Annotated in this window: 26 protein-coding genes; 10 read left to right on the top strand and 16 right to left on the bottom strand. The window is 46.9% G+C overall.

What is annotated here, in order from left to right; translation table 11 throughout:
• Nucleotides 1-49: 49 nt before the first annotated feature.
• Both fabA and EOJ37_RS03355 read right to left on the bottom strand, forming a co-directional pair.
• Nucleotides 50-568 (bottom strand): bifunctional 3-hydroxydecanoyl-ACP dehydratase/trans-2-decenoyl-ACP isomerase, encoded by a 519-nt coding sequence (fabA, locus tag EOJ37_RS03360; RefSeq protein ID WP_127957800.1) that lies wholly within the window; start codon nt 566-568, stop codon nt 50-52.
• 74 nt (nt 569-642) lie between these two features.
• The gene (locus EOJ37_RS03355; RefSeq protein WP_127957798.1) at nt 643-2,391 is read right to left on the bottom strand and encodes an AAA family ATPase; all 1,749 of its coding nucleotides are present in this window, start codon (nt 2,389-2,391) and stop codon (nt 643-645) included.
• 382 nt (nt 2,392-2,773) lie between these two features.
• Between EOJ37_RS03355 and rssB the strand changes: the two genes are divergently transcribed.
• Both rssB and EOJ37_RS03345 read left to right on the top strand, forming a co-directional pair.
• Nucleotides 2,774-3,787 carry a two-component system response regulator RssB gene (rssB, locus tag EOJ37_RS03350; protein ID WP_127957796.1) on the top strand — a complete coding sequence of 338 codons (1,014 nt, stop codon included), beginning with the start codon at nt 2,774-2,776 and terminating at the stop codon, nt 3,785-3,787.
• 109 nt (nt 3,788-3,896) lie between these two features.
• A complete protein-coding gene (locus EOJ37_RS03345; protein WP_127957794.1) occupies nt 3,897-5,240 on the top strand; it encodes a UDP-glucose dehydrogenase family protein in 1,344 nt (447 codons plus the stop codon).
• 546 nt (nt 5,241-5,786) lie between these two features.
• Here the strand turns inward: EOJ37_RS03345 and hns are convergent.
• A complete protein-coding gene (gene hns / locus EOJ37_RS03340) occupies nt 5,787-6,194 on the bottom strand; it encodes a histone-like nucleoid-structuring protein H-NS (RefSeq protein WP_127957792.1) in 408 nt (135 codons plus the stop codon).
• 562 nt (nt 6,195-6,756) lie between these two features.
• Here hns and EOJ37_RS03335 point away from each other — a divergent pair.
• The gene (locus tag EOJ37_RS03335; RefSeq protein WP_127957790.1) at nt 6,757-7,341 is read left to right on the top strand and encodes a thymidine kinase; all 585 of its coding nucleotides are present in this window, start codon (nt 6,757-6,759) and stop codon (nt 7,339-7,341) included.
• 177 nt (nt 7,342-7,518) lie between these two features.
• Here EOJ37_RS03335 and EOJ37_RS03330 read toward each other — a convergent pair whose 3' ends face one another.
• The 13 genes from EOJ37_RS03330 to EOJ37_RS03270 form a co-directional block, all read right to left on the bottom strand.
• The gene (locus tag EOJ37_RS03330) at nt 7,519-7,893 is read right to left on the bottom strand and encodes a YacL family protein (RefSeq protein ID WP_127957788.1); all 375 of its coding nucleotides are present in this window, start codon (nt 7,891-7,893) and stop codon (nt 7,519-7,521) included.
• A 278-nt stretch (nt 7,894-8,171) separates the two neighbouring features.
• Nucleotides 8,172-9,449, bottom strand: coding sequence for a long-chain fatty acid transporter FadL (gene fadL / locus EOJ37_RS03325; protein ID WP_127957786.1), 1,278 nt, complete (start codon nt 9,447-9,449; stop codon nt 8,172-8,174).
• A gap of 315 nt (nt 9,450-9,764) precedes the next feature.
• Nucleotides 9,765-10,037 carry a PTS phosphocarrier protein NPr gene (gene npr / locus EOJ37_RS03320; RefSeq protein ID WP_127957784.1) on the bottom strand — a complete coding sequence of 91 codons (273 nt, stop codon included), beginning with the start codon at nt 10,035-10,037 and terminating at the stop codon, nt 9,765-9,767.
• Nucleotides 10,034-10,888 carry an RNase adapter RapZ gene (gene rapZ / locus EOJ37_RS03315; protein ID WP_127957782.1) on the bottom strand — a complete coding sequence of 285 codons (855 nt, stop codon included), beginning with the start codon at nt 10,886-10,888 and terminating at the stop codon, nt 10,034-10,036. The genes npr and rapZ overlap by 4 nt, the downstream gene beginning before the upstream one ends.
• A 335-nt stretch (nt 10,889-11,223) precedes the next feature.
• Nucleotides 11,224-11,685: a PTS IIA-like nitrogen regulatory protein PtsN gene (ptsN, locus tag EOJ37_RS03310; protein WP_206194015.1), complete on the bottom strand. Its 462-nt coding sequence runs from the start codon at nt 11,683-11,685 to the stop codon at nt 11,224-11,226.
• Nucleotides 11,686-11,869: 184 nt separating this feature from the next.
• Entirely contained in the window at nt 11,870-12,157 is a 288-nt protein-coding gene (gene hpf / locus EOJ37_RS03305) for a ribosome hibernation promoting factor (RefSeq protein WP_127957780.1), read from the bottom strand.
• Nucleotides 12,158-12,180: 23 nt separating this feature from the next.
• Nucleotides 12,181-13,617: an RNA polymerase factor sigma-54 gene (gene rpoN, locus EOJ37_RS03300; protein WP_127957778.1), complete on the bottom strand. Its 1,437-nt coding sequence runs from the start codon at nt 13,615-13,617 to the stop codon at nt 12,181-12,183.
• Between the two features lie 51 nt (nt 13,618-13,668).
• A complete protein-coding gene (lptB, locus tag EOJ37_RS03295) occupies nt 13,669-14,394 on the bottom strand; it encodes an LPS export ABC transporter ATP-binding protein (protein WP_127957776.1) in 726 nt (241 codons plus the stop codon).
• Nucleotides 14,395-14,400: 6 nt separating this feature from the next.
• Nucleotides 14,401-14,940, bottom strand: a complete 540-nt coding sequence (gene lptA, locus EOJ37_RS03290) for a lipopolysaccharide ABC transporter substrate-binding protein LptA (protein WP_127957774.1) — start codon at nt 14,938-14,940, stop codon at nt 14,401-14,403.
• A complete protein-coding gene (lptC, locus tag EOJ37_RS03285; RefSeq protein ID WP_127957772.1) occupies nt 14,924-15,487 on the bottom strand; it encodes an LPS export ABC transporter periplasmic protein LptC in 564 nt (187 codons plus the stop codon). Before lptC ends, lptA begins: the two co-directional genes overlap by 17 nt.
• Nucleotides 15,484-16,038 carry a 3-deoxy-manno-octulosonate-8-phosphatase KdsC gene (gene kdsC, locus EOJ37_RS03280; RefSeq protein ID WP_127957770.1) on the bottom strand — a complete coding sequence of 185 codons (555 nt, stop codon included), beginning with the start codon at nt 16,036-16,038 and terminating at the stop codon, nt 15,484-15,486. The genes lptC and kdsC overlap by 4 nt, the downstream gene beginning before the upstream one ends.
• 17 nt (nt 16,039-16,055) lie before the next feature.
• Nucleotides 16,056-17,042 carry an arabinose-5-phosphate isomerase KdsD gene (gene kdsD / locus EOJ37_RS03275; RefSeq protein ID WP_127957768.1) on the bottom strand — a complete coding sequence of 329 codons (987 nt, stop codon included), beginning with the start codon at nt 17,040-17,042 and terminating at the stop codon, nt 16,056-16,058.
• 15 nt (nt 17,043-17,057) lie between these two features.
• Nucleotides 17,058-18,035 (bottom strand): calcium/sodium antiporter, encoded by a 978-nt coding sequence (locus EOJ37_RS03270; protein ID WP_127957766.1) that lies wholly within the window; start codon nt 18,033-18,035, stop codon nt 17,058-17,060.
• 452 nt (nt 18,036-18,487) lie between these two features.
• On the opposite strand from EOJ37_RS03270, the gene mlaF reads away from it, so the two are divergent.
• The 7 genes from mlaF (at nt 18,488) to murA (ending at nt 23,330) form a co-directional block, all read left to right on the top strand.
• The gene (mlaF, locus tag EOJ37_RS03265; protein WP_127957947.1) at nt 18,488-19,303 is read left to right on the top strand and encodes a phospholipid ABC transporter ATP-binding protein MlaF; all 816 of its coding nucleotides are present in this window, start codon (nt 18,488-18,490) and stop codon (nt 19,301-19,303) included.
• 4 nt (nt 19,304-19,307) lie between these two features.
• Nucleotides 19,308-20,090 carry a lipid asymmetry maintenance ABC transporter permease subunit MlaE gene (gene mlaE / locus EOJ37_RS03260; RefSeq protein ID WP_127957764.1) on the top strand — a complete coding sequence of 261 codons (783 nt, stop codon included), beginning with the start codon at nt 19,308-19,310 and terminating at the stop codon, nt 20,088-20,090.
• Between the two features lie 4 nt (nt 20,091-20,094).
• Nucleotides 20,095-20,640: an outer membrane lipid asymmetry maintenance protein MlaD gene (gene mlaD / locus EOJ37_RS03255; protein WP_127957762.1), complete on the top strand. Its 546-nt coding sequence runs from the start codon at nt 20,095-20,097 to the stop codon at nt 20,638-20,640.
• 14 nt (nt 20,641-20,654) lie between these two features.
• A complete protein-coding gene (gene mlaC, locus EOJ37_RS03250) occupies nt 20,655-21,284 on the top strand; it encodes a phospholipid-binding protein MlaC (RefSeq protein WP_127957759.1) in 630 nt (209 codons plus the stop codon).
• The gene (gene mlaB / locus EOJ37_RS03245) at nt 21,284-21,571 is read left to right on the top strand and encodes a lipid asymmetry maintenance protein MlaB (protein ID WP_127957756.1); all 288 of its coding nucleotides are present in this window, start codon (nt 21,284-21,286) and stop codon (nt 21,569-21,571) included. Before mlaC ends, mlaB begins: the two co-directional genes overlap by 1 nt.
• A 191-nt stretch (nt 21,572-21,762) precedes the next feature.
• Complete coding sequence (gene ibaG, locus EOJ37_RS03240) at nt 21,763-22,017, top strand: BolA family iron metabolism protein IbaG (protein ID WP_127957754.1); 255 nt, start codon at nt 21,763-21,765, stop codon at nt 22,015-22,017.
• A 53-nt stretch (nt 22,018-22,070) separates the two neighbouring features.
• Nucleotides 22,071-23,330, top strand: coding sequence for a UDP-N-acetylglucosamine 1-carboxyvinyltransferase (gene murA / locus EOJ37_RS03235; RefSeq protein ID WP_127957752.1), 1,260 nt, complete (start codon nt 22,071-22,073; stop codon nt 23,328-23,330).
• The last annotated feature ends 258 nt before the right edge of the window (nt 23,331-23,588 follow it).

The following is a 23,588-nucleotide window of genomic DNA, read 5'->3' as shown; positions in this document are numbered from 1 at the left end:
ACTGCTGGCAACTCACACACCATGACAGTGCTGTCCAGATACCATGCGATCAGAATGATGCTGCATCCTTAAACAACCCTACCTTCAGATCCGTTGCGGTATAAATCAGTTTACCATCCACCAATACTTCACCATCAGCCACACCCATGATCAACTTACGCGTGATCACACGCTTGAAATTGATACGGTAAACCACTTTCTTCGCTGTTGGTAATATCTGACCGGAAAACTTCACCTCGCCGACACCAAGCGCACGCCCTTTACCTTCACCACCAAGCCAACCGAGGTAGAAACCGACCAACTGCCACATCGCATCCAAACCTAAACACCCTGGCATCACCGGATCACCAATAAAATGGCAACCAAAGAACCACAGATCAGGATGAATATCCAATTCTGCTTCAATGTAACCTTTATCGTAACTACCGCCCACGTCACTGATCTTAACCACACGATCCATCATTAACATGTTCCCTGCTGGTAATGGCGGCCCACCAGCGCCAAACAGTTCACTACGTCCAGATGCTTCGAGGTCTTCTTTCGTATAGGAGTTGCGTTTATCTACCATATTCTTAGTAAGCCTTATTTGTAATGATCAAGGGAGACGGATGAGCTTACAGATGTAAGCTGAGTAAGTCCAATTCAATTATGTGTAAACCGGTTGAGCCAACGCAGTGGCCAAGGCCACTGACGGCGCTCTTGTGAATTCACTTGTGCAATGCGCTCTTGAATAGCCAACAGCAAATTGGGCTGTTGTTCATCACTATAGGGATAGCCGGTTAATAGTGGTAACGCTTGTTCCACGCTATCCACTGCCCACAGATGGAACAGCCCTTCTCGCACAGCTGCAACCAGATCAGCGCGCAGACAGAGATGACGGACATTCGTCAACGGCAGGATAACCCCTTGTTTACCGGTCAAACCGCGACGCAAGCAAACGTCAAAGAAACCTTCAATTTTCTCATTCACTCCGCCGATCGATTGCACTCGACCAAATTGATCTACTGAGCCAGTGACTGCGATCTGCTGAGTGATCGGTTGTTGCGACAATGCACTGATGAGTGCACAGAGTTCCGCTAGAGAGGCGCTATCACCATCCACCTCACCATACGATTGTTCAAATACCATTGAAGCAGAAAAAGGCAACTGTTGTTCCAGCGCCAATTCAGCAACCAGAAAAGCTTCCATGATCATCATCCCCTTAGCATGGAGACTACCACCCAGCTCAACCTTGCGTTCAACGTCGGTGATTTCCCCGTCACCCAGATGAACAACACAGCTAATACGAGAAGGCTCACCAATACCACGCGGATGACCAGGATACTCAAGTACCGATAACCCATTGATCTGACCGACAACATCCCCTTCAGTCTCAATCAATAGTTGCCCATGCTCAATTTCACTCTGCATCCGTTCAGCCAAATAACTCTCACGCCATTGGCGCGTCTCGAATGCCGTATTTAGCGTTTCGGCACTCATCATGCCATTGGATGAGTATAAACTGGCTTCAGCAAGCTGTTGGCCTAACCAAAGTGGTGAAAGCGGTAAACTGTACTGATCTCCTGAATAGCGTACCGCCTCAATCACCAAGCGAGGCCAGGCATCTACAGCCAGCAATGGCAACTTTCGTCGTGCGATGATCGCATTAACATAGCTACACCAAAGTGACATATCCTCGGGCTGCTCGATTGCCAACTGATCTTCAAATTCACCATACAGTGCTTGTCCCGCCAGTTCAGGTTCAATATCATACAAATCAGCCAAACCGTGACGATCACCGACAACAATCAGTCTCAGATCAAGCGGCATTGACGGAACGCTAAGGCAAAGTGGGTGCTCTTCATTCGGCGCCAGCCAATCAAATTGGCCTTGGGTTATCATCTGTTTTAAACGCAACCACATTATTGGTTGTGCTAATAAGCAACGCACTGATAGGATCAACACACCGCCGTTGGCCTGATGTACTAGGCCAGGTTGCAAGATAATTCTATTGTTATAGTTTCTGAGACAACCGAACAGTTGTTCAGACTCAACCCATTCACGGAAGATGCAACTGCCGGTCGCCGCAAAAGGTTCATTACCATTGGTTGCCGTTTGTAGCGTGATGCTGTGATCTTTAATGACATAATCGTAACTCTTGCCGGCAAGCGGTCGGTGTAACGGTTGAACAACATCAGCAATCAACGCAAGGGATTCTCTGTTTTCTTCGGCCATTAGCAACATGAAGCGGGTTTGCGATGCCGAATGGAGAAATAACCTTAGCGCGTTGTCCAAGCGTGGCTGGATAGCAGAAAAATCCGCTGGTGCTAGCTGCGCAGCAGAGTCAAAAATAGCCTGGTAAGGCTCGGTGGCAGGCAACAGTGATTGCCATTCAAGTCGGTTACTGGTCAAAGTGTTTAGGCACAGTCGTGAAATAAGGGAAAGGGTGATTATACAAGAATCATCTTAGCTTGATACAGAATGAATGATTGTTGATTGCCGATCTTTTGACATTGTACGGTAAAGTCTCTTATGTGGCCACTTAGCCGCACGTTACCGTAGCTTACTTCTATCTGTTTTGGCAGGTGTGGTACCTGTCAATGCTGATCATAGGGTTTTATCTTGTGGCTTATGCTGGCCTTGATGCGACAGCCAACAAACGAAGATAATTCCCTGTTATTTATAATAATAACTACCGGCTCATTGGGGAGTTTTTCGTGGTTGTGACAACAGCCAGCACAAGTTACCCATTTGAGCCACTATTGACAACATCAAAGGGGAAGGAGCTTGGCTGATGGAATTACCACTTGTAAACAAGCGTATTTTGGTCGTTGAAGATGAACAGGCTTTTCGTTCTGTGCTGGTCAATTATCTCGAATCGCAGGGAGCCAAAACCAACGAAGCCGCCAATGGGTTAATAGCACTACGTACCATCGAGACCGTGACTCCAGATTTGATTCTGTGTGATCTCTCAATGCCCAAAATGACTGGCATTGAACTGATCGAACAGTTACGTTTACAAGGCATACAGATACCCGTGTTAGTGGTTTCAGCAACCAATAAAATGGCTGATATTGATAAAGTACTACGTCTGGGAGTACAGGATGTGCTACTGAAACCGCTGACTGATTTTAGTCGCTTGCGTGAGGCTATTTTGGGCTGCCTCTACCCCGATATGTTCAGTTCACCCGCGATGGATCAGGCTGAGTTAGCCGACGATTGGGATGCACTCAGTGAAAATCCTTCTGAGGCAGCCAAGCTCTTGCGACAACTACAACCACCAGTACAACAAACTATCGCCGGTTGTCGTGTTAATTATCGGCAATTAACAACCAACGAAAATCCCGGCCTAGTACTCGACATTGCCGCCTTATCCGATAAAGATCTGGCTTTTTACTGCTTGGATGTTACACGTGCAGGTAAAAATGGTGTTATGGCTGCGCTGTTATTAAGAGCGTTGTTTAATGGATTGTTGCGGGCACATCTGTTTGAACAGCAAAACTGTTTACCCAAAATGACAACATTATTAAAACAGCTCAACCAGCTATTGCAACAAGGTAAGCTGAATGGACAATTCCCGTTGCTGGTTGGCTACTATCATGCCGAGCAGCAAAATCTTATCTTGGTATCAGCAGGATTACACTCTAACCTTAATGTGGATGGTAACCAAATTCGACTCAGTAGCGGTGTTCCCTTAGGCACCACTGATTCCACTTATACCAACCAAATCAGCCAGCACTGCCAAACATGGCAATGTCAAGTATGGGGCAATGGCGGGCAATTGCGTCTGATGCTAAATTCCAATTAACAGACTAACTGATTGTTTTTAGGAGGATGAAATTATCATCCTCCCCCTCCTTAATTAACAAATAGCATTACAACACCTTTTCACTTAATACAGGTTGTAGGACTTTTCAATGAAAGTAACAGTTTTCGGCATTGGTTATGTCGGCTTAGTACAAGCCGCAGTGTTAGCTGAGGTAGGGCATGATGTCATCTGTGTTGATGTTGATGCGAATAAGGTCGAACAGCTCGAAGCGGGCAATATCCCAATTTTTGAGCCTGGCCTAGCACCGCTGGTACAGCGTAATCATGAAGTGGGTCGCTTACGCTTTACCACCGATGCCCAACTTGGCGTATCGCACGGCACGATCCAGTTTATTGCTGTCGGTACACCTCCAGATGAAGATGGTTCGGCGGATATCAAATATGTTGTTACCGTGGCACGTACTATCGCTGAATACATGGACGAATATAAAATCGTGGTCGATAAATCAACAGTCCCAGTTGGCACGGCAGATAAAGTACGTGATGCTATCAATCAGGTACTAAAGCAACGTGGCCAAACGCTCGCATTCGATGTGATATCAAACCCGGAGTTTTTGAAAGAAGGGGCTGCCGTCACTGACTGCATGCGCCCTGAGCGGATAGTGATTGGTAGCGATAATCCACGCGCTATTGAACCGCTGCGTGAACTGTATGAACCGTTCAACCGCAATCATGATCGTATGATCCTGATGGATATCCGCAGCGCTGAATTGACTAAATATGCCGCAAACTGCATGTTAGCCACCAAGATCAGCTTTATGAATGAAATCGCTAATCTTGCTGAATTGCTAGGCGCCGATATAGAAAAAGTGCGCCAAGGGATCGGTTCTGATTCACGTATTGGCTACCATTTTATCTATCCCGGCTGTGGTTATGGTGGTTCCTGTTTTCCCAAAGATGTACAAGCGCTGATCAAAACAGCTGAACGTGTTGGTTATCAACCTCAGCTACTGCAAGCGGTAGAACAGATCAACACCCAGCAGAAAAGCAAACTCAGCCAACTGATATTTGAACATTTTGCTGATGATGTGAAAGGGAAAACCTTTGCTCTATGGGGGTTGGCATTTAAACCTAATACTGACGATATGCGTGAAGCCCCCAGTCGGGTATTGATGGAAACACTCTGGCAAGCCGGTGTCACCATTCAAGCTTACGATCCTGTTGCCATGAGCGAAGCACAACGCATCTATGGCCAACGTGCTGATCTGAAGCTGATGGGAACCCAAGAGGCAGCGTTACAAGGTGCAGATGCACTGATTATCTGCACTGAATGGCAAAATTTCCGCGCCCCGGATTTCTCACTGTTAAAACAGTTACTACTGCAACCAGTGATTTTTGATGGGCGCAATCTGTTTGATCCGGAACGTTTGCGCGCACGCGGTTTTACCTACTATGGTATTGGTCGTGGAGCATCGATCAAACCGGTGATCTAATTGTATAACAGCGTACTCAATTTGCTAAAAATTTGTTGCAAAATATAGTTAGCTTGCCTCTCTAGCAGGGGCAAGTTGAGTAACATTGCTCTACTGCTAATTACGATAATGGTTGATAAAATAATATTTTCGATTGATATCACAGTAGATAACTAACGCTCTGCATTATTACAATTGTCTGATTACTGCTCACCCCTCAAAATAGTTATGCTTTTTTCTGTAAGTAACTTGCTGCTCGCATACTCGCCAGCTAGATACCGTTTACCCACTATGTAATTGAGTAACTTTTACCGGCTCTATTTAGATGCAGCAATAAAAAGATACAAAATATTAATCACCATTAACCTTTACTTAAATAAAACACTGACTACGAGCAATACACATCTCGAATTACTCCGTGATGGCTTACAACAAGGATAGATGAAAATTCACGTCTTTTTTCTTGATAGCGAAGTAAAAAATCCGACTTTCAAGAGGGTAAATGTAGTTGAGATATAATAAAAAAGGCTCCCTTTAGAAGCCTTTTTTGTCATTAACGCGGAGACATTACAGCAAGAAATCATCCAAGGATTTCCCGTCTTGCTCCATTGCCTTTTTAATGACAGATGGGGTACGCCCTTGACCTGTCCAGGTCTTAATCTGACCGTCTTCCTCTTGATATTGATATTTAGCTGGGCGTGCCGGACGCTTTGTCTTCGGGGCACTCTTACTGGCAGGAGCACCAAGCACCAACTCATTAGGATCAATACCGTCAGCCAACAGCATCTCACGATATTGCTGCAACTTGCGGGTACGCTCTTCAACTTCAGCCTGAAATTTACTTTCTTCTTCACGACGTTCGCTTACAACAACTTCCAGCTTCTCAAGCATTTCTTCCAGAGTTTCCAAGCTACACTCTCTAGCTTGAGCGCGTAGAGTACGGATGTTGTTTAAAATCTTTAAGGCTTCACTCATTGTCATAGTCTCAAATTATTTTTGTGGGGGCATGAGGTAATAATAGAGCGTTATTTTCTTTTCTGCAACCGTCAAATTGATAGCTGCCAATAAACTCGGTCACCATAGGCTAGTAATGGCTGAAATTGTTATCTCCACATCGCGCTTGGTGAGAAAAATATGCTTAACCTATTTACAGTTAATGTCACCAGCCCGATGGATATAATTTCCGTCGCCAACATATATTATGAATAATGTTTCTAGTGTTTGCTAACGAGCACCAAGCGATTTTTCTTCTTTTATTGCGTTAGATTAACGATAGGTTGTTTGGTATGCCACATCTTATCAAGATGCAAGAATCTGTTTATACCATTTACAGATAGCCATAAAACAGAAAGGAGACGAAAGGTGAATGACATGTAAACATCGTCGAGATATCGCCAGCATGTAACATAGCTCTCACGGCAACATTGTTCAATGTTGAATGACGCAAAGCATGTGCCAAGAAGCGCTTTCAGTATATACTGCCGGCGCTACTGTTTTTCTGAGAATGTCATATATTACCTACTGGAGTGGCAGCCTGATGGCTCAACTTTATTTTTATTATTCAACGATGAATGCTGGGAAATCGACAGCGCTGTTACAATCTTCATACAATTATCAGGAGCGGGGAATGCGTACTTTGGTATTCACCGCCGAACTGGATGATCGCTTCGGTGCCGGTAAAGTCAGCTCACGCATTGGGCTGTCGTCGCCTGCATTACTCTATAATGATGCCACTACGTTATTCACCGTCATTGAGCAACAACATCAGCAGCAACCGGTACACTGCGTATTGGTTGATGAGAGCCAGTTTTTAACTAAAAAACAGGTAGAAGAACTGTGTAATGTGGTTGATAAATTAGCTATACCCGTTCTCTGTTATGGATTACGTACCGATTTTTTGGGCGAATTATTTACCGGGAGCCACTACCTGTTAGCTTGGGCGGATAAGTTAGTTGAACTGAAAACGATTTGTCACTGTGGACGTAAGGCCAATATGGTGCTGCGTCTGGGAAATGATGGCAATGTGATGCATTCAGGTGAGCAGGTTGTGATTGGTGGCAATGAAAGCTACATCTCGGTGTGCCGTAAGCACTATAAGGCAGCGCTCGCTACAGCGAGATAGATTACAAGCCGCAGCATTATCAACATCCATAACGCTGGCTGTTGCCCCGCTACAGCCACAAACAGGACAACAGCTAAGCGGCTGCAAAATCGGGCAGTGTAGCATCTTGGTTTGTGCCATCTTTCCACATCATCACTGTCTGCGATAACGCGTCAGGCAGGTGCCAACAGTCGCCAGTTAATCACCGTTTGACATGCCGTCAAGGATAAAACGACGATAAACCCGCAGTACTAGCTGAAAATCTTCCAGGCCGCAGAAGGAGAGACTCTCCTCATCGTAGTAACTCATCCCCTCAGCTAACTCTTCACTACTAAAAGCTAACTGATTGGCTCGGATCATCACTTCTTCTCTATCCAGCAACAAACTGTACTCATGCCCTTCCCACTGCCACTGCTGATTGCCCGAAAGGCGGCCAATATTGGCCTCAATAGTGTCAAGCAGTCTAAGATCACCTTTTACTTCTTCATTGAGCCAATACCCGATCACCTCATGCCCCATGGAAAAACGAGCAAGCACCTGACCATCGATGTCACGCAGAAATTCATAATCCATACTAGCCCTCTTCATCTTCTGTCACTATTGCCAGCAATTATGCCAGTACAATCGATGAGTAACTATGCAGATAATCTCAAATGCCAGCAGACAAACTTAACTATCGCCCCTTCCAGCAAAGCGCTGTACACAACAACGACAATTGGTGGATATTATTTTGTTATTATCGGGATTTTTTATGTCAATCACACCCTACTGGCAAAATACCCAGCCAACAGACGACGTCGAATCATAGGCCGTCATCGTTTGGCTGGAGCATCACCAATTAGCACATGAGATCAAAATTGATAGTTAAAACCTGCACCGTATAGCCAAGCCTTCCCTGTTGAATCAAAGTGGTAAGGTCCCTCTTTGATCGTCACTGATTGCCCATGCATATAGGTAATACCGACATCAAGCGATGCCGATGGGTTGAAAGCGTAGCTCATGCCCGCACTTAGCCAAATACGGTTCTGGTCAGGAATTGAGATCGAACGGTTCTTCACTGGAACAGGGTTCTGATCAAATGTAATACCCGTACGGAACGTCCAGGATTCATCGTGATAATAGCTCCCGCCCAATGCAAGGTTGTAAGCATCACGATAGCCTTTATACTTTAAAAACTGGACATTGCCATCTTTGCCAGTGGCCCGTAACTCCTCAAAATGGCTCCAGCGGTTATATGCCATACTGTAGTGCATTGCCCATTGTGCCGACACCCTGTTATAACCGGAGACTTCCCACATATCAGGCAGGTTAAGATCCAGTGTTCCGGGCACAACTTTGCCATCCGTCGCTAACGGTAACCCAGTGACCGGTCGTGCTGGGTTAAGTGCTGAAGGCAACTGGCTGCTATAGTCGCCATTGAAGGTTATCGTAATCGCTGAACGGTAGCTCAAGCCGTAACGATTATTGTCATCAAGCTCATACAAAACCCCAGCATTCCAGCCATAGCCCCAATCGTTGCCTTTTAAGCGCGAGATCTGAGTATCGACTGGCATGTTGAGTGCCGCACCATTTTCACCGATATAGCGCTCCAGAGTTGCATCAGCGTTAACCGCATTAACACCAAGCCCGACACTGAACTGCTGATTAAGACGATAAGCCGTGCTGAGGTTAAAATTGACCGTGGTCAGTTTAGTCTTCCCTGCATACGGGCCTGCTGGATATTGGGGACTAAACTCAGTCGATAAACCAAAATTACTGGTGATTGAACCCCCGACCGTCCATTGTGGATCCAGCGGATGAAGATAGTGCAAATTCGGCACCAACGCACTGGGTGCGATATCGGAAGCATCCAAACTTTTACCGCTGGGTGAGGTGCCTCGAATATCAATAGTGGGATCGATAAACACGATCCCCGCAGAGAAAGCTGGACGGGTAAATCGTGTCATACTGGCAGGATTACGGCTACCTGATGCTGCACTATCGGCAATAGCACTCTCCCCCGAGTAGGCGCGACCTAGCCCTATGGCTGAAAATTCATTGAGCTGAAAACCGGAGGCAGATACGCTCGATGAAAGCAGAGCGGCCAAAGCGGTCAATGTCGATTGAGTCAATAGCGGGTGTCGGTTCATTGTCTAAACCTCATATTTATATCCTTATTACTTGCGGTTATGGGCCAATAGCCAACCCGATTAAGGCCACCTTGGTTGACATGCTGTTGCTGAACAATACGCTAAAATGCTCGCATTACGGGATATACGCTGCAGTTTCTACGCACCATTCAGCATCCAGACTGCCAGCGCCAATGACACCTACTGGGGTAGCTCTAAATCCACCACGAGCAGCTTCTCACCTGCCCCAGTGGTATAAAATTTGGTTTGATATTTTGACTGATAACAGTTGCCGACAGGATCAAGCGGCAAAATCACAACTAAACGGATTACAAATTAATCTTCGTTAAAGCCAGCGTTGAACAATGCAATCGCCGCAGCCAACGCTTGTTGCTCTTCAGAACCAGTGGCAATGATTTCCAACTCCCCACCCTGTGCAGAATCGAGCATTAATAGTGCGATCACACTATCTGCTTCAGCTTCCATTCCACTCTCATTTCTTAGCAGCACATGGGCATCAAAATTCTGCACTAACTCAAACAACTTTATCGCCGGGCGCGTGTGCATACCTAACTTATTGTTGATACTTACCCTCTGCCGTACGGTCACGGTTTGCGTTTTTCCAGGGTTCGATGACGTGACTGTACATTTTTACCGCGTGCACGAAAGTAACCAGCCAATTGCTCAGCCACATACACTGAACGGTGCTTACCGCCGGTACAGCCAACAGCCACAGTCAAATAGCTACGGTTATTCATCTCAAGCATCGGCAACCACTGCTCAAGATAACTACGTGTTTGATAAATAAAATTATGCACTTCGGTGTGGCGATCGAGAAAAGCGGATACCGGCCTGTCCAATCCGGTCATCGGGCGTAATTTGGGATCCCAATGTGGATTAGGGAGAAAACGCACATCAAATACATAATCCGCATCTATTGGTATACCGTGTTTAAAACCAAAAGACTCAAACACCATGGTCAATTCGCGTTCACGTTTGCCTAATAGACGGGCACGCAACATTTCTGCCAGTTCATGCACCGACATTTCCGCAGTATCAATGATCAAATCTGCTCGCGAACGCAGCGGCTCCAGCAATTCATTCTCTTCGTCAATCGCCTTTTCCAACGACAAATTCTTGCTCGAGAGAGGATGTAACCGACGCGTATCACTGTAACGACGAATAAGGGTATTACGATCGGCATCCAGAAACAGTAATTGTGGTGAAAAACTGTCTGGCAACTGATTCATGACATTTTCGAATATTTCGGGTGATTCAGGCATGTTACGCACATCAATACTCACCGCAGCAGAACTATTACGTGCGGCCAAAGTTTGAGCAAGCTGAGGCAGTAACACCACTGGGAGATTATCTACACAATAAAAACCCATATCTTCCAATGCTCGTAGAGCGATCGACTTTCCGGAACCGGAACGACCACTGACAATCATCAGTACCATCTAGCAATTCCTCTTGGTATTTCAATAACCTTAATTATCGATAGCTATTTGGGCACCTACATAAATCAGAATCTATCCCATCTATTTTTTGCTGTTGATGCTGCCTGTGGGCTGTGCCAGAAATCCGCACTCACCTGCCAAGATAAGCACGAAGTGTAATTTGATTAATGACACACTGGCTATACAACTGTTTCATTCTGTTGATCGAATAAGAATTAACGCGGCACTTGAATAGACATTCACATTGTTAATCAGTCCGATCAGCCGCGATAATAGCTCAATGTTAATCGATCAATCGAATGGTTAAAAAACAGCTTCGCATTTAGCCTGAATAACTACTCCGTGATGATTTGATACAACTCTTCATCAGTCTGTGCAGTACGTAAACGGCGACATACTGTTTTATCTTCCAATTTCTTTGCAATTAATGACAATGTATGTAGATGAGTTTTACATTGTTCTGCCGGTACTAGCAATGCAAAAAGTAAATCAACAGGTTGATTATCTACTGCATCAAACGCAATAGGCTGCTCCAGACGAATAAATACCCCAACTGCTTGGGTGGCCTCATCGTCCAATTTGCCATGAGGAATAGCGATACCATTACCGATACCTGTACTGCCCATGCGTTCACGCGAGAGAACAGCATCAAAAACGATTTGCGATGACACGCCCAACTGATTGGCTGCCAGTTCACTGATGATTTCCAAGGCGCGTTTTTTGCTGTTGGCATGTACCGAACTTTTGGTACATGTGAGGGTGAGTACGGCACTTAATTGCATTATTTCGTTGTTCATCTCATTTTCACTTAAAACCGTTTCTGCCACCCTGGTAGTCGTGTGCCTGCACATGTCAGGCCACTCAACAGAGCGCGGTTTTTAGCCTGTTCGACCCTGATGGTTTGTCAGCATAACTAAATAGCCCACAGCCAGCCACAACAAGCCAATAACTCGGGCTATCGCGGCTGGCTGGTTAGTACTATTAGTGCTGCTTGAGTTTGTCTTTATATTTGTTCAATTGACGTGCGAGTTTGTCTATCAGACAGTCAATTGCCGCGTACATGTCCTCCTGCTCCGAAGTAGCATGTAATTCGCCACCATTGACATGCAGGGTCGCTTCGGCAATGTGCTGCACTTTTTCCACACTTAACACCACGTAGACCTGGTTAATACGGTCAAAATACTGCTCCAACTTGGCAAATTTGTTGGTGACAAACTCGCGCAGTGGCTCAGTAATCTCAATGTGGTGCCCGGTAATATTAAGCTGCATACTGTCTTCCTTCTCTCTAGAGGTCAAACCAACTGCTTGCGCTGGCTAGACGGTGGGATGGATAAAGACTCTCGATACTTAGCGACAGTACGCCGAGCTACCATGATCCCCTGTCCGGCAAGCAGGGTAGCCAGTTTGCTATCGCTAAGCGGTTTGGCGGGATTTTCCGCCGCAATTAATTTCTTCACCAATGCCCGGATCGCCGTCGAAGAGGCTTCACCTCCACTCTCAGTACTCACATGGCTTGAGAAGAAATATTTTAACTCGAAAATACCGCGCGGACTGTGCAAAAATTTCTGCGTTGTCACGCGCGAGATCGTCGATTCGTGCATCTCTACGGCCTGAGCAACATCTGCCAAGACCAAAGGCTTCATGAACTCAGCGCCATGTTCAAAAAATGCCTCCTGCTGCTCAAGAATACAACGAGCGACCTTGAGCAAGGTTTCATTGCGGCTCTCAACACTTTTGATCAACCATTTCGCTTCTTGCAGATGAGTTCGAATAAATTGACCATCCGCATCATTACGCAGATGGCGCCCCAAGGCAGCATACTGCTGGTTGATCCTGAGGCGAGGGACGCTATCCGCATTGAGTTCCACTTGCCATTTGTCTTTCACTTTACGCACCAGCACATCTGGGATCACATACTCTGATTCGCTGGTATTGATGGATTGCCCTGGGCGGGGATCAAGTGACTGGATCAACGCCATGACTTCTTTTAGCGTCTCCTCTTTTAACTGGGTTTTACGCATTAAACTACGAAAATCGTGGATCGCCAATGATTTCAGATGGTCACTAACGATTAACCGTGCCTCAGTCAGGTGGGGAGTTTCTTTGGCATACTGTGCAAGCTGGATTAGCAGGCACTCACGTAAATCACGCGCGGCAACACCAATTGGATCAAAACACTGTACCCGTTTTAGTACTGCCTCAACCTCATCAAGCGTCACCTGTTCATCACCGAGACTCTCTAAGATCTCCTCTAGGGTGACAGTAAGGTAACCGGTATGATCAACAGCATCGACTATAGCGGTCGCAATCGCGTTATCGGTATCAGAGAAGGGGGTGAGATCTACTTGCCACATCAGGTAATCCTGTAGTGTCTGGACCGTTTCCCCCTGATAAACCGGTAATTCATCATCACTATAGTCATAACTGCCACCAACTGGACTGCCTGCGGTATAGAACTCCTCCCAAGTCGTATCGAGCGGAAGCTCTTTCGGCATCTCTGTCTGCTCCATAGCCTCGCGAGTGTCTAATCCCTCGGTGCTACTGACTGCCGGGGCAGCAATCTCTTCATGCTGCTCTTCTGCCTGCTCAAGCAGCGGATTGTTCTCTAGTGCTTGCTGGATCTCCTGCTGTAACTCCAGTGTAGACAATTGCAGCAGACGGATTGCCTGTTGCAGTTGTGGTGTCATTGCTAACTGTTGACTGAGTTTGAGTTGCAAACCTTGCTTCATAATCTTTTTCTACATCCGTTAGTGCTCTGACAGTGAGCAAAGCGCGGCAACTTAAAGGCGGAACTGATCGCCAAGATAGACACGTTTCACCTGTTCATCAGCCAAAATCGCATCCGGTGTACCATGTGCAATCAGCTTACCCTGGTTAACAATATAAGCTCGCCCACAAACATCGAGCGTTTCGCGCACATTGTGATCAGTGATTAGCACCCCCAGGCCGCTATCGCGCAAGTGCTCTATAATTTTCTTAATATCAATAATCGAAATGGGATCAACCCCAGCGAAAGGTTCATCCAACAAAATAAATTTCGGGTTTGCCGCCAACGCACGCGCAATCTCTACCCGACGCCGTTCTCCACCGGAGAGCGCTTGCCCTAAACTGTTTCGCAAATGAGAAATATGAAACTCTTCCATCAATTCCAAAGCGCGATCATCGCGCTGTTCACGCGTCAGATCGGGGCGGATTTGCAACACCGCCATTAAGTTGTCATAAACACTCAAACGACGAAAAATGGAGGCCTCTTGCGGCAGATAACCAATTCCTCTACGCGCTCGGGCATGGAGTGGTAATAGGCTGATGTCTTCATCATCAATCACAATCCGCCCAGCATCACGCGGCACAATGCCGACCACCATATAAAAAGTGGTGGTTTTACCGGCACCATTCGGCCCCAGCAGCCCAACAATTTCACCTGACTCCACTTTCAGGCTGACATCTTCAACAACGCGCCGCCCTTTGTAAGCTTTGGCCAGATTTTCTGCAATAAGTGTTGCCATAGATGATTACTTGCTCTTTTTACTGGTGTTTTTTTCTTGCAGTTGCGCCGGAACCAATACTGTGCTGACACGTCCACCTTTATCACTGAACGCCTGCATCTGCTGCTGTTGTACCAGATAGGTAATACGGTCGCCCTTCACATTGCTATCAAGCTGTTCCAAATACGCTTTTCCAGTCAATGTGACAAGTTGTGTCGAGACATCATAACGCACTTTTTGCGCCTGGCCTTTCACCGGCTTACCATTATCCTGCATCTGGTAGAACGTCACTGGGCTACCAAAAGCCTCAATATAGGTCTTGGCTTGATCACCATCTGGACGTGTTACTACCACTCTGTCTGCTTTGATCTCAATCGTTCCCTGCTTGATCACCACCTCATCAGTAAAGATGCTGACATTACGCTGCATGTCGAGTGACTGCTTTAATGAGTGAATATTTACTGGTTGGTTCGAGTCAGATTTCAACGCCAGAACCGGCATACTCGCCGTTAAAACTAATGCTGAGATCAACAGATGAGACAACGGATTTCTACTTACGAATTTCATAACTGCTCTCAACCTTATCAAGTAACTCAGCGGTTCTATCCCGCAGATTGCCACGTAGCCTCATGCCCGTCGTGGTAAAGTTAGTGCCAAACAGAGTCACGCGATCATCAGAAGAGACATCTTGCGTGACCAAATTAATCTGAGCATTATCTGTTTTGATCCGTTCCAGTTGTGACATAGGCGTCAGACTCTTCACCTCAACATCACCATACAAGTACAGCATACGCTCTTTGGTCAACTTAGCGCTATTAGCACGCGCCGACCAGGTAGCCACTGCCCGCTCATCAAACAGCGTCACTACCGGCTTTACAAACCAATTCAGTTCCTCTTCGGTATAGTGCTTTGCCTGTTCCGCAACCAACTGATAACTTAACTTGCCGGTGGGATCATAAATCAGCGTTACCACATCTCGGCTCTGATAGGTTGGCGGCTGTTCATTAACCACCAGCAGTGGATCACTCTGTTCCGTCTCGGTTAAATTCACACCAATCAACACTAAGGCAACTAATGCCAGTAGCACAATGATGTAAAGCCTACTTCTACTCATATCGATAGCCCAATGGCATTATCAAACTTGTTCTGCGCCAGAAGGATCAAATCACACAATTCCCGCACTGCACCACGCCCTCCGGCAATCGTTGTGACATAGTGGCTACGCTGCAACAGCAACGGGTGAGCATCAGCCACTGCGACAGCCAGTCCAACCTTAGCCATCACCGGCCAATCAATCAGATCATCGCCAATGTAAGCAACCTGTTCCGCCTGCAAGCCGAGTGTATCCAACAACGCGTGAAAGGCCAGAAGTTTGTCAGATTGACCTTGATAGAGATGGGTTATCCCCAAAGTATTAGCGCGGTCTTCAAGCAGCTTGGCTGAACGACCGGTAATGATAGCAACCTCGATGCCGGATGTTTTTAAACAACGGATACCATAACCATCACGTACATTGAAGGCCTTTAGCTCTTCACCGTGATTGCCCATATAGATCAAACCGTCCGATAGCACGCCATCAACATCACAAATCATCAGACGGATCGCACCTGCCCGAACCATCACATCTTCAGCAATCGGCCCATAGCAGGTCTCTATCAAATTCATCCTCAGTTACCCTTTTATTAGACAACACCAGCGCGCAGCATGTCATGCATATGTACCACACCCAGCAACTGCTCACCTTCAGCAACCAATACTGCCGTAATATGACGCTGCTGCATTAAGTTAAGCGCCTCAACTGCTAACATATTCGGGCGTACACGGATCCCGCCCAACGTCATGATATCAGCAATTTTGGCATGATTCAGATCGATGCCCATATCAAACACCCGACGCAAATCACCATCGGTAAAGATGCCAACAATCTTCATCTGTGCATCACAGATCGCGGTCATACCGAGTTTCTTACGGCTGATCTCTAACAATGCATCGCGCAGAGAAGCTTCGCTACCAACACAAGGGATCGCTTCACCGGTGTGCATAATATCACTGACATGCAGTAAAAGCCGACGCCCTAATGCACCGCCAGGATGAGAAAGCGCAAAGTCTTCAGCAGTAAAACCGCGTGCTTTGAGTAAAGCGACTGCCAACGCATCGCCCATGACTAGCGTTGCAGTGGTACTGGCTGTGGGCGCTAACCCCAACGGACAAGCCTCTTGATCGACTTTAATACATAAGTGTATATCCGCTGCCTTACCCATCGAGCTTTGTGGGTTATTGGTCATGCAGATCAACAGATTCTGCTGGCGCTTCAACACAGGTATCAGCGCCATGATCTCGCTCGACTCCCCGGAATTGGAGATTGCCAACACGATATCCTGTCGCGCAATCATACCCAAATCACCGTGGCTCGCCTCGGCAGGATGAACAAAAAATGATGGTGTGCCGGTACTGGCTAAAGTCGCTGCAATTTTGCAACCAATATGGCCCGATTTTCCCATCCCCATCACCACCACTTTGCCACTGCAGGCGATTATTGCCTGGCAAGCACGCACGAAATCGGCATTGATGTACTGCTCAAGCTGGCTAAGCCCAGCCTGCTCAATTCTTAGCACTTGTTGACCGGCTTGCTGGAAATCAAAGCCCGGTACCAGTTGACTCGATGACATATTCACTCTCGCTGCTCAGCTCAACAGACTGAAAGGGTTAAAAAACAGCGCCACAAGATACGCAATAAAAGCACATAATAACAGAGCTGCCGCCAGATGACTGATACGATGTTGCCAATAGCCACACAACAGCACCAACACACCAGTTGCCGCAAGCATAACCCAGAAGTCGCGCTGAAAAACTGCCGGATCAATTACCCCTGGTGACAAAAAAGCAGAAAATGGCAATATTATTAATAAATTAAACACATTTGAGCCAATAACATTGCCCACCACCATGTCCTGTTCGCCTTTGATCGCTCCGGCAATTGCGGTTGCCAGCTCCGGCAAACTATTTCCCGCTGCAAGCAGCGTAAGGGCAATCACCAACTCACTGATGCCAAAATGGTGTGCAAGGACACTGGCATTGTCGATCAGCATTTTAGAAGCAAACGGCAAAATGAGGCAGCCCAATAACAGCCAAAGTATCGCCACACTGCGCCGCCCTGGTTGTGGCAACTCAGCCAGTTGTTCAGTCGTCAAGCTATCACGGCCATTATGCTGAACCTGTTTAACTACCCTAACCATCAGCAACATAAAACCTGCGCCTGCCAACAGCAGCAACACGGCATCCGTGCGACTGAGGACACTATCGATCAATATCAGACCGCACAATATTGTGACCACCAGCAGTAGCGGCAGTTCACGCCGAACCAACTGGGAATGTATCACTAACGGGCGAATTAACGCTGAGCTGGCTAATATTAATAAGATATTGGTGATGTTCGATCCCAACACATTGCCTACCGCCATGTCCCGTTGCCCATGAATCGCTGCAGTTAGCGAAACCACCAACTCAGGCAATGAAGTACCCACACCAACAATAGTCATCCCGATGATCAACGGCGAGATGCCAAATGATCGGCTCATCACCGCTGCACCGTACACCAACCGGTCGGCTGCATACAGAAGCAGTAACAACCCGACAATGAGCAACACGATTGAAAGAAACATCTTCTGGCAGCCTCTTATTAAAAAGTATTCCGCTAGTTTGATTCAATACTACAATATTGTTGCTTTAGCGCCTCGTTACCGAGCATCAGCAGCGTGACTAACACCACAATAATGATGCAGTAATAAGCTGGACTGTTAGCCATGATTAAAAAACATACACTTTTTAACCTTAAACCTACACATCAATAGTAAAATTTAGTAACATTGCGTAGTTTTTTTTGCAATGCCCAGATATTTTTTGTATATATCCAAAGCACTTGGCTTTAGCGCAACCAATCGGCTTTACCCATTTAGCTAAACAATGTGATAACAGAGATGTCCACGGCTGGCTCGTCCAACCGACATCAAGCAAGGTGAATGGCACGGGTAGCCATAGCCGTTTCACATTACAGGATGCATAAATAACAATAGGCTATACCGTGACAACACTCTATGAGACGGCAGGATCAAACCTGCTTTCAGAACGAGAAAATCTGGTCGAAATTCGTGCTATGAATTTCTCACGTGGTAATCGACAGATATTTGAAGATATCAATCTGAATGTTCCGCGTGGCAAAATCACGGCAATTATGGGGCCATCTGGAATTGGTAAAACGACATTATTGCGCCTAATTGGTGGCCAACTGCGCCCAAATTCTGGCGAAATCTGGTTCGATGGTGACAATATTGCCGCGCTATCTCGGCATCAGCTCTATCAAGCACGCAAAAAAATGAGCATGTTGTTTCAATCTGGTGCGCTATTTACCGATCTTAACGTCTATGAAAACGTAGCGATGCCGCTGCGCGAACATGGCTATTTACCGGAGCAACTGCTGCACACCACGGTGATGATGAAACTGGAAGCCGTTGGGCTGCGTGGTGCCGCACAGTTAATGCCGAGTGAACTCTCTGGTGGTATGGCACGACGCGCGGCGTTGGCGCGTGCAATTGCGCTAGACCCACAGATGATCATGTTTGATGAACCTTTCGTCGGCCAAGATCCGATCACAATGGGGATATTGGTAAAGTTAATCGCAGAACTCAATCACGCTTTAGGCATCACCTGCATCGTGGTGTCGCATGATGTGCCGGAAGTATTAAGCATTGCCGACTACGCCTATATCATTGCCGAACATCGTATTATTGCCGAAGGTTCCAAGAGTCAACTACAAAATAACCGCGATGCCCGAGTGCGCCAGTTTTTGGACGGTGTTGCGGATGGGCCTGTACCATTCCGTTTTCCTGCCGGTGATTACCAGCAGGAACTACTCACCAAAACATGGAGATAATATCATGCTGCTAAAGATGTTATCCGCGTTGGGGCGCAATGGTATCAACATCTCAGCCTCATTTGGACGTGCAGGGCTAATGTTGTTTCATGCACTGATCGGCAAACCTGAATGGCGTCGTCAGTGGCCGTTACTGATCAAGCAATTATATTTCGTCGGAGTACAGTCGCTGGTCATCATTGCAGTTTCAGGACTGTTTATCGGCATGGTATTGGGTCTGCAGGGCTACTTGGTACTCACCACCTACAGCGCAGAAGCCAGTTTGGGCATGATGGTAGCTCTCTCTTTGCTACGTGAACTGGGTCCGGTCGTCACCGCGCTGTTGTTTGCCGGTCGTGCCGGCTCCGCACTCACCGCCGAGATCGGTTTAATGAAAGCCACAGAACAACTCTCCAGCCTAGAAATGATGGCGGTTGATCCACTTCGGCGCATCGTAGCACCACGCTTTTGGGCTGGTCTAATCACCATGCCACTGTTAACCATGATTTTTGTCGCCGTCGGCATCTGGGGTGGTTCAGTAGTTGGCATTGACTGGAAAGGCATCGATAGCGGTTTTTTCTGGTCAGCAATGCAAGGCGCTGTCGAATGGCGTCACGACATACTGAATTGTCTGATCAAGAGTCTGGTTTTTGCTATCACTGTCACTTGGTTAGCACTTTTTAACGGTTATGACGCCATACCCACTTCTGAAGGGATTAGCCGTGCAACCACAAGAACGGTGGTTCACTCCTCTCTGGCTGTATTAGGGCTGGATTTTGTGCTCACTGCACTGATGTTTGGGAATTAAGACAATGCAAACGAAAAGAAGTGAAATCTGGGTTGGCGCATTTATGCTACTCGCACTGTGCGCCCTAATTTTCCTCGCACTGCAAGTTGCTAATGTTAAATCACTTAGTAGTGAAGCCACTTACCGTATCTACGCTAATTTCGACAATATTGGTGGTCTAAAAACAAATTCACCCGTCAAAATTGGTGGAGTGGTCGTCGGTCGAGTAGCAGAAATCACACTTGATGGGCAAAATTACACACCGCGCGTTGCACTCGATATCAATGCAAAATATAACCGTATTCCCGATACTAGCTCACTGGCAATCCGCACCTCAGGGCTATTGGGTGAGCAGTATCTGGCACTCAATATCGGTTTTGAAGATCCAGAAATGGGCACTCAACTCCTGCAGCAGGGCAGCACGCTACAAGACACTAAATCAGCGATGGTGCTTGAAGATTTGATTGGCCAATTTCTTTACAGCAACAATAGCCAGAACCGTACATCACAAGGAACGAGTAACAGCAACGGCTCAACGAGCAATGCTGTAGACTCAACATCGTCTCATTAACCGAGGAATCTGACATGCTTAACCGTCTACTACTGGTTGTTTTTCTGTTTGTTGCACCGTTGGTCAATGCAGCAGATCAAACCAATCCCTATAGTTTGATGCAAGAAGCAGCGGAAAAAACTTTCAATCGACTCAAAAATGAGCAGGATAAAATCAAAAAAGATCCCAACTACTTGCGCGTTATCGTACACGAAGAGTTAGTGCCGTTTATTCAAGTCAAATATGCCGGCGCCCTGGTACTTGGTCGTTATTACCGAGAAGCGACACCGGCACAACGCGAAGCCTATTTCGCCGCCTTTCAGGACTGCCTGGAGCAAAATTACGGTCAGGCACTGGCGATGTATCATGGGCAAACTTATCAAATTGGTGCCCAACAACCATTCAACAATGCCAATATTGTTACCATCCGCGTCACTATCATCGATAACAACGGCAGACCACCAGTACGGCTGGATTTCCAGTGGCGCAAGAACAGCCAAACCGGTTACTGGCAAGCCTATGATATGATTGCTGAAGGGATTAGCATGATCAATACCAAACAGAATGAATGGGCACCCACATTACGCCAAAAAGGTGTTGATGGCTTAACTGAATTGCTGAAAGCTGAAGCCAAAAAACCGATTACGCTGGATCTGAAAAACTGATGAATACAAAGCTCAGTTGGTTTTCGCAGCAACAAACACTGTTTTTGCAAGGTGAACTTGATCGCGAGACACTGCGACCACTTTGGCAACAGCGTCAAACCTTACTTGCCGGTAAAACCATCCTAGATCTGTCACAGTTGCAACGCGTGGACTCGAGTGGCTTGGCATTACTGTTTCACTTTCTTCAGCAACAAGGTGCGACACTGAAAATTACCGGTATTTCAGAACAGTTAGGTACTTTAATCACACTCTACAATCTGTCTGAATTTATTGACGCCGCAACTTAAGCATTAACATATCAATCAGGTGGTTGATGAGTGGCTGCGTTGCAAACACCAGCTACCACCTGAAGTAAACCACGGCCAGCGATTTTTTTCTCTGGTTTAAGAAAACTTCAAATTCCACTAAGATATAACTGAAGCACGTGATGTGCTCCATTGTCGTCAGGTGGTTCCCCCACCATACAGGGTTGAAAATCATGGAAAATAATGAAATTAAACAGGTGCTGATGGATGCATTGGCCCTCGCTGAAGTACACGTTAGCGGCGATGGCAGCCATTTTCAGGTCATCGCTGTTGGTGAACTCTTCGCCACCATGAGCCGTGTGAAGAAGCAACAGACGATCTATGCGCCATTGATGGAATATATTGCCGATAATCGCATTCATGCCTTGTCGATCAAAGCCTACACCCCACAAGAGTGGCAACGCGATCGCAAACTGAATGGATTTTAAAGTGTTTGAGTTTTCAACGCTCAACACAAAAACAGATAATAGAGATTGATCAAATGGATATATTCCGCATTCAGGGTTGCAGCCAGCTTAACGGCGAAGTGACCATTTCTGGTGCAAAAAATGCTGCACTGCCAATCCTCTTTGCCGCCTTGCTGGCCGAAGAACCGGTTGAACTGCACAATGTTCCCAAACTGAAAGATATTGATACCACGATCAAATTACTGGCTCAGTTAGGGGTGAAAATCGAGCGCAATGGCTCATTACGGGTCGATGCTACCCAGGTTGATGAATTTTGTGCACCTTATGAGCTGGTGAAAACCATGCGCGCCTCTATCTGGGCGTTGGGACCGCTGGTAGCTCGCTTTGGTCGTGGTCAAGTCTCACTACCAGGTGGCTGTGCCATTGGCGCTCGCCCAGTAGACTTACACATCAGTGGCTTAGAACAACTTGGTGCCGAAATCCGGCTGGAAGAGGGTTACGTAAAAGCCAGCGTTGCCGGGCGACTGAAAGGCGCCCACATTGTGATGGATAAAGTCAGTGTCGGCGCAACCATCACTATTATGAGTGCCGCCACGCTAGCCAGCGGTATCACCGTGATTGAAAATGCGGCTCGTGAACCTGAAATTGTTGATACTGCGAACTTTCTCAACACACTAGGCGCTAAAATCAGCGGTGCCGGTAGCGACAAAATCACCATCGAGGGGGTTGAACGGCTAGGTGGCGGTGTTTACCGTGTGCTTCCGGATCGTATTGAGACAGGCACCTTCCTGATTGCTGCAGCGGTCTCAGGTGGCAAAGTCACCTGTCGTGAGACTCGGCCGGATACCTTGGATGCTGTCATCGCCAAACTGCGTGAAGCAGGGGCTGAAATTACGCTCGGCGAAGATTGGATCACCCTGGATATGCACGGTAAACGCCCCAAAGCGGTCAATATTCGCACCGCACCACATCCTGGTTTTCCGACCGATATGCAAGCACAGTTCAGTCTGCTCAATCTGGTCGCAGAAGGAACCGGCGTGATCACCGAAACCATTTTTGAAAACCGCTTCATGCACATTCCTGAATTGATCCGTATGGGAGCCCATGCTGAAATTGAGAGCAATACCTTGATCTGTCATGGTGTAGCGCAACTTTCTGGTGCCCAGGTGATGGCCACCGATCTGCGTGCTTCTGCCAGCCTAGTATTGGCCGGCTGTATCGCCCAAGGTGTCACTACCGTCGAGCGTATTTATCATATCGATCGCGGTTACGAACGCATTGAAGATAAACTGCGTGCATTAGGTGCCAATATCGAACGCATCAAGGCAGCGTAAACACGGCTTATCCGCTTAACTACCACATGCACGTATTAACTGGCTGCTAGCCGCAGCCTCTCAACCAACAGATGCCCCCTGCCAAAATAGTGCAGAGGGGGCGTCTTGGCGCTCTTTTTTATCGATGCCGTGCTCGATTGTCGCTTTATCACACTCTCTCCCGCAATTAACGTAACAAAAACCTTACACGCCTCCCGCCAAAATCGTAAGCTGAAAGGTATCAGCTTAACTTTTTCATGATTTAAATCACGAAAAAGA

It is taken from the genome of Serratia microhaemolytica, assembly GCF_004011885.1.
GTDB lineage: Bacteria > Pseudomonadota > Gammaproteobacteria > Enterobacterales > Enterobacteriaceae > Serratia_G > Serratia_G microhaemolytica.
Note: the sequence above shows the minus strand (reverse complement) of the source record. Positions and strands in the feature narration are given on the sequence as shown.

What these genes read in the sequence shown, in the direction of transcription:
- fabA (WP_127957800.1), bottom strand. Translation starts at nt 568, where the DNA reads ATGGTAGATAAACGCAACTCCTATACGAAAGAAGACCTCGAAGCATCT.
- rssB (WP_127957796.1), top strand. Translation starts at nt 2,774, where the DNA reads ATGGAATTACCACTTGTAAACAAGCGTATTTTGGTCGTTGAAGATGAA.
- EOJ37_RS03345 (WP_127957794.1), top strand. Translation starts at nt 3,897, where the DNA reads ATGAAAGTAACAGTTTTCGGCATTGGTTATGTCGGCTTAGTACAAGCC.
- hns (WP_127957792.1), bottom strand. Translation starts at nt 6,194, where the DNA reads ATGAGTGAAGCCTTAAAGATTTTAAACAACATCCGTACTCTACGCGCT.
- EOJ37_RS03335 (WP_127957790.1), top strand. Translation starts at nt 6,757, where the DNA reads ATGGCTCAACTTTATTTTTATTATTCAACGATGAATGCTGGGAAATCG.
- EOJ37_RS03330 (WP_127957788.1), bottom strand. Translation starts at nt 7,893, where the DNA reads ATGGATTATGAATTTCTGCGTGACATCGATGGTCAGGTGCTTGCTCGT.
- fadL (WP_127957786.1), bottom strand. Translation starts at nt 9,449, where the DNA reads ATGAACCGACACCCGCTATTGACTCAATCGACATTGACCGCTTTGGCC.
- rapZ (WP_127957782.1), bottom strand. Translation starts at nt 10,888, where the DNA reads ATGGTACTGATGATTGTCAGTGGTCGTTCCGGTTCCGGAAAGTCGATC.
- ptsN (WP_206194015.1), bottom strand. Translation starts at nt 11,685, where the DNA reads ATGAACAACGAAATAATGCAATTAAGTGCCGTACTCACCCTCACATGT.
- hpf (WP_127957780.1), bottom strand. Translation starts at nt 12,157, where the DNA reads ATGCAGCTTAATATTACCGGGCACCACATTGAGATTACTGAGCCACTG.
- rpoN (WP_127957778.1), bottom strand. Translation starts at nt 13,617, where the DNA reads ATGAAGCAAGGTTTGCAACTCAAACTCAGTCAACAGTTAGCAATGACA.
- lptB (WP_127957776.1), bottom strand. Translation starts at nt 14,394, where the DNA reads ATGGCAACACTTATTGCAGAAAATCTGGCCAAAGCTTACAAAGGGCGG.
- lptA (WP_127957774.1), bottom strand. Translation starts at nt 14,940, where the DNA reads ATGAAATTCGTAAGTAGAAATCCGTTGTCTCATCTGTTGATCTCAGCA.
- lptC (WP_127957772.1), bottom strand. Translation starts at nt 15,487, where the DNA reads ATGAGTAGAAGTAGGCTTTACATCATTGTGCTACTGGCATTAGTTGCC.
- kdsC (WP_127957770.1), bottom strand. Translation starts at nt 16,038, where the DNA reads ATGAATTTGATAGAGACCTGCTATGGGCCGATTGCTGAAGATGTGATG.
- kdsD (WP_127957768.1), bottom strand. Translation starts at nt 17,042, where the DNA reads ATGTCATCGAGTCAACTGGTACCGGGCTTTGATTTCCAGCAAGCCGGT.
- EOJ37_RS03270 (WP_127957766.1), bottom strand. Translation starts at nt 18,035, where the DNA reads ATGTTTCTTTCAATCGTGTTGCTCATTGTCGGGTTGTTACTGCTTCTG.
- mlaE (WP_127957764.1), top strand. Translation starts at nt 19,308, where the DNA reads ATGCTGCTAAAGATGTTATCCGCGTTGGGGCGCAATGGTATCAACATC.
- mlaD (WP_127957762.1), top strand. Translation starts at nt 20,095, where the DNA reads ATGCAAACGAAAAGAAGTGAAATCTGGGTTGGCGCATTTATGCTACTC.
- mlaC (WP_127957759.1), top strand. Translation starts at nt 20,655, where the DNA reads ATGCTTAACCGTCTACTACTGGTTGTTTTTCTGTTTGTTGCACCGTTG.
- mlaB (WP_127957756.1), top strand. Translation starts at nt 21,284, where the DNA reads ATGAATACAAAGCTCAGTTGGTTTTCGCAGCAACAAACACTGTTTTTG.
- ibaG (WP_127957754.1), top strand. Translation starts at nt 21,763, where the DNA reads ATGGAAAATAATGAAATTAAACAGGTGCTGATGGATGCATTGGCCCTC.
- murA (WP_127957752.1), top strand. Translation starts at nt 22,071, where the DNA reads ATGGATATATTCCGCATTCAGGGTTGCAGCCAGCTTAACGGCGAAGTG.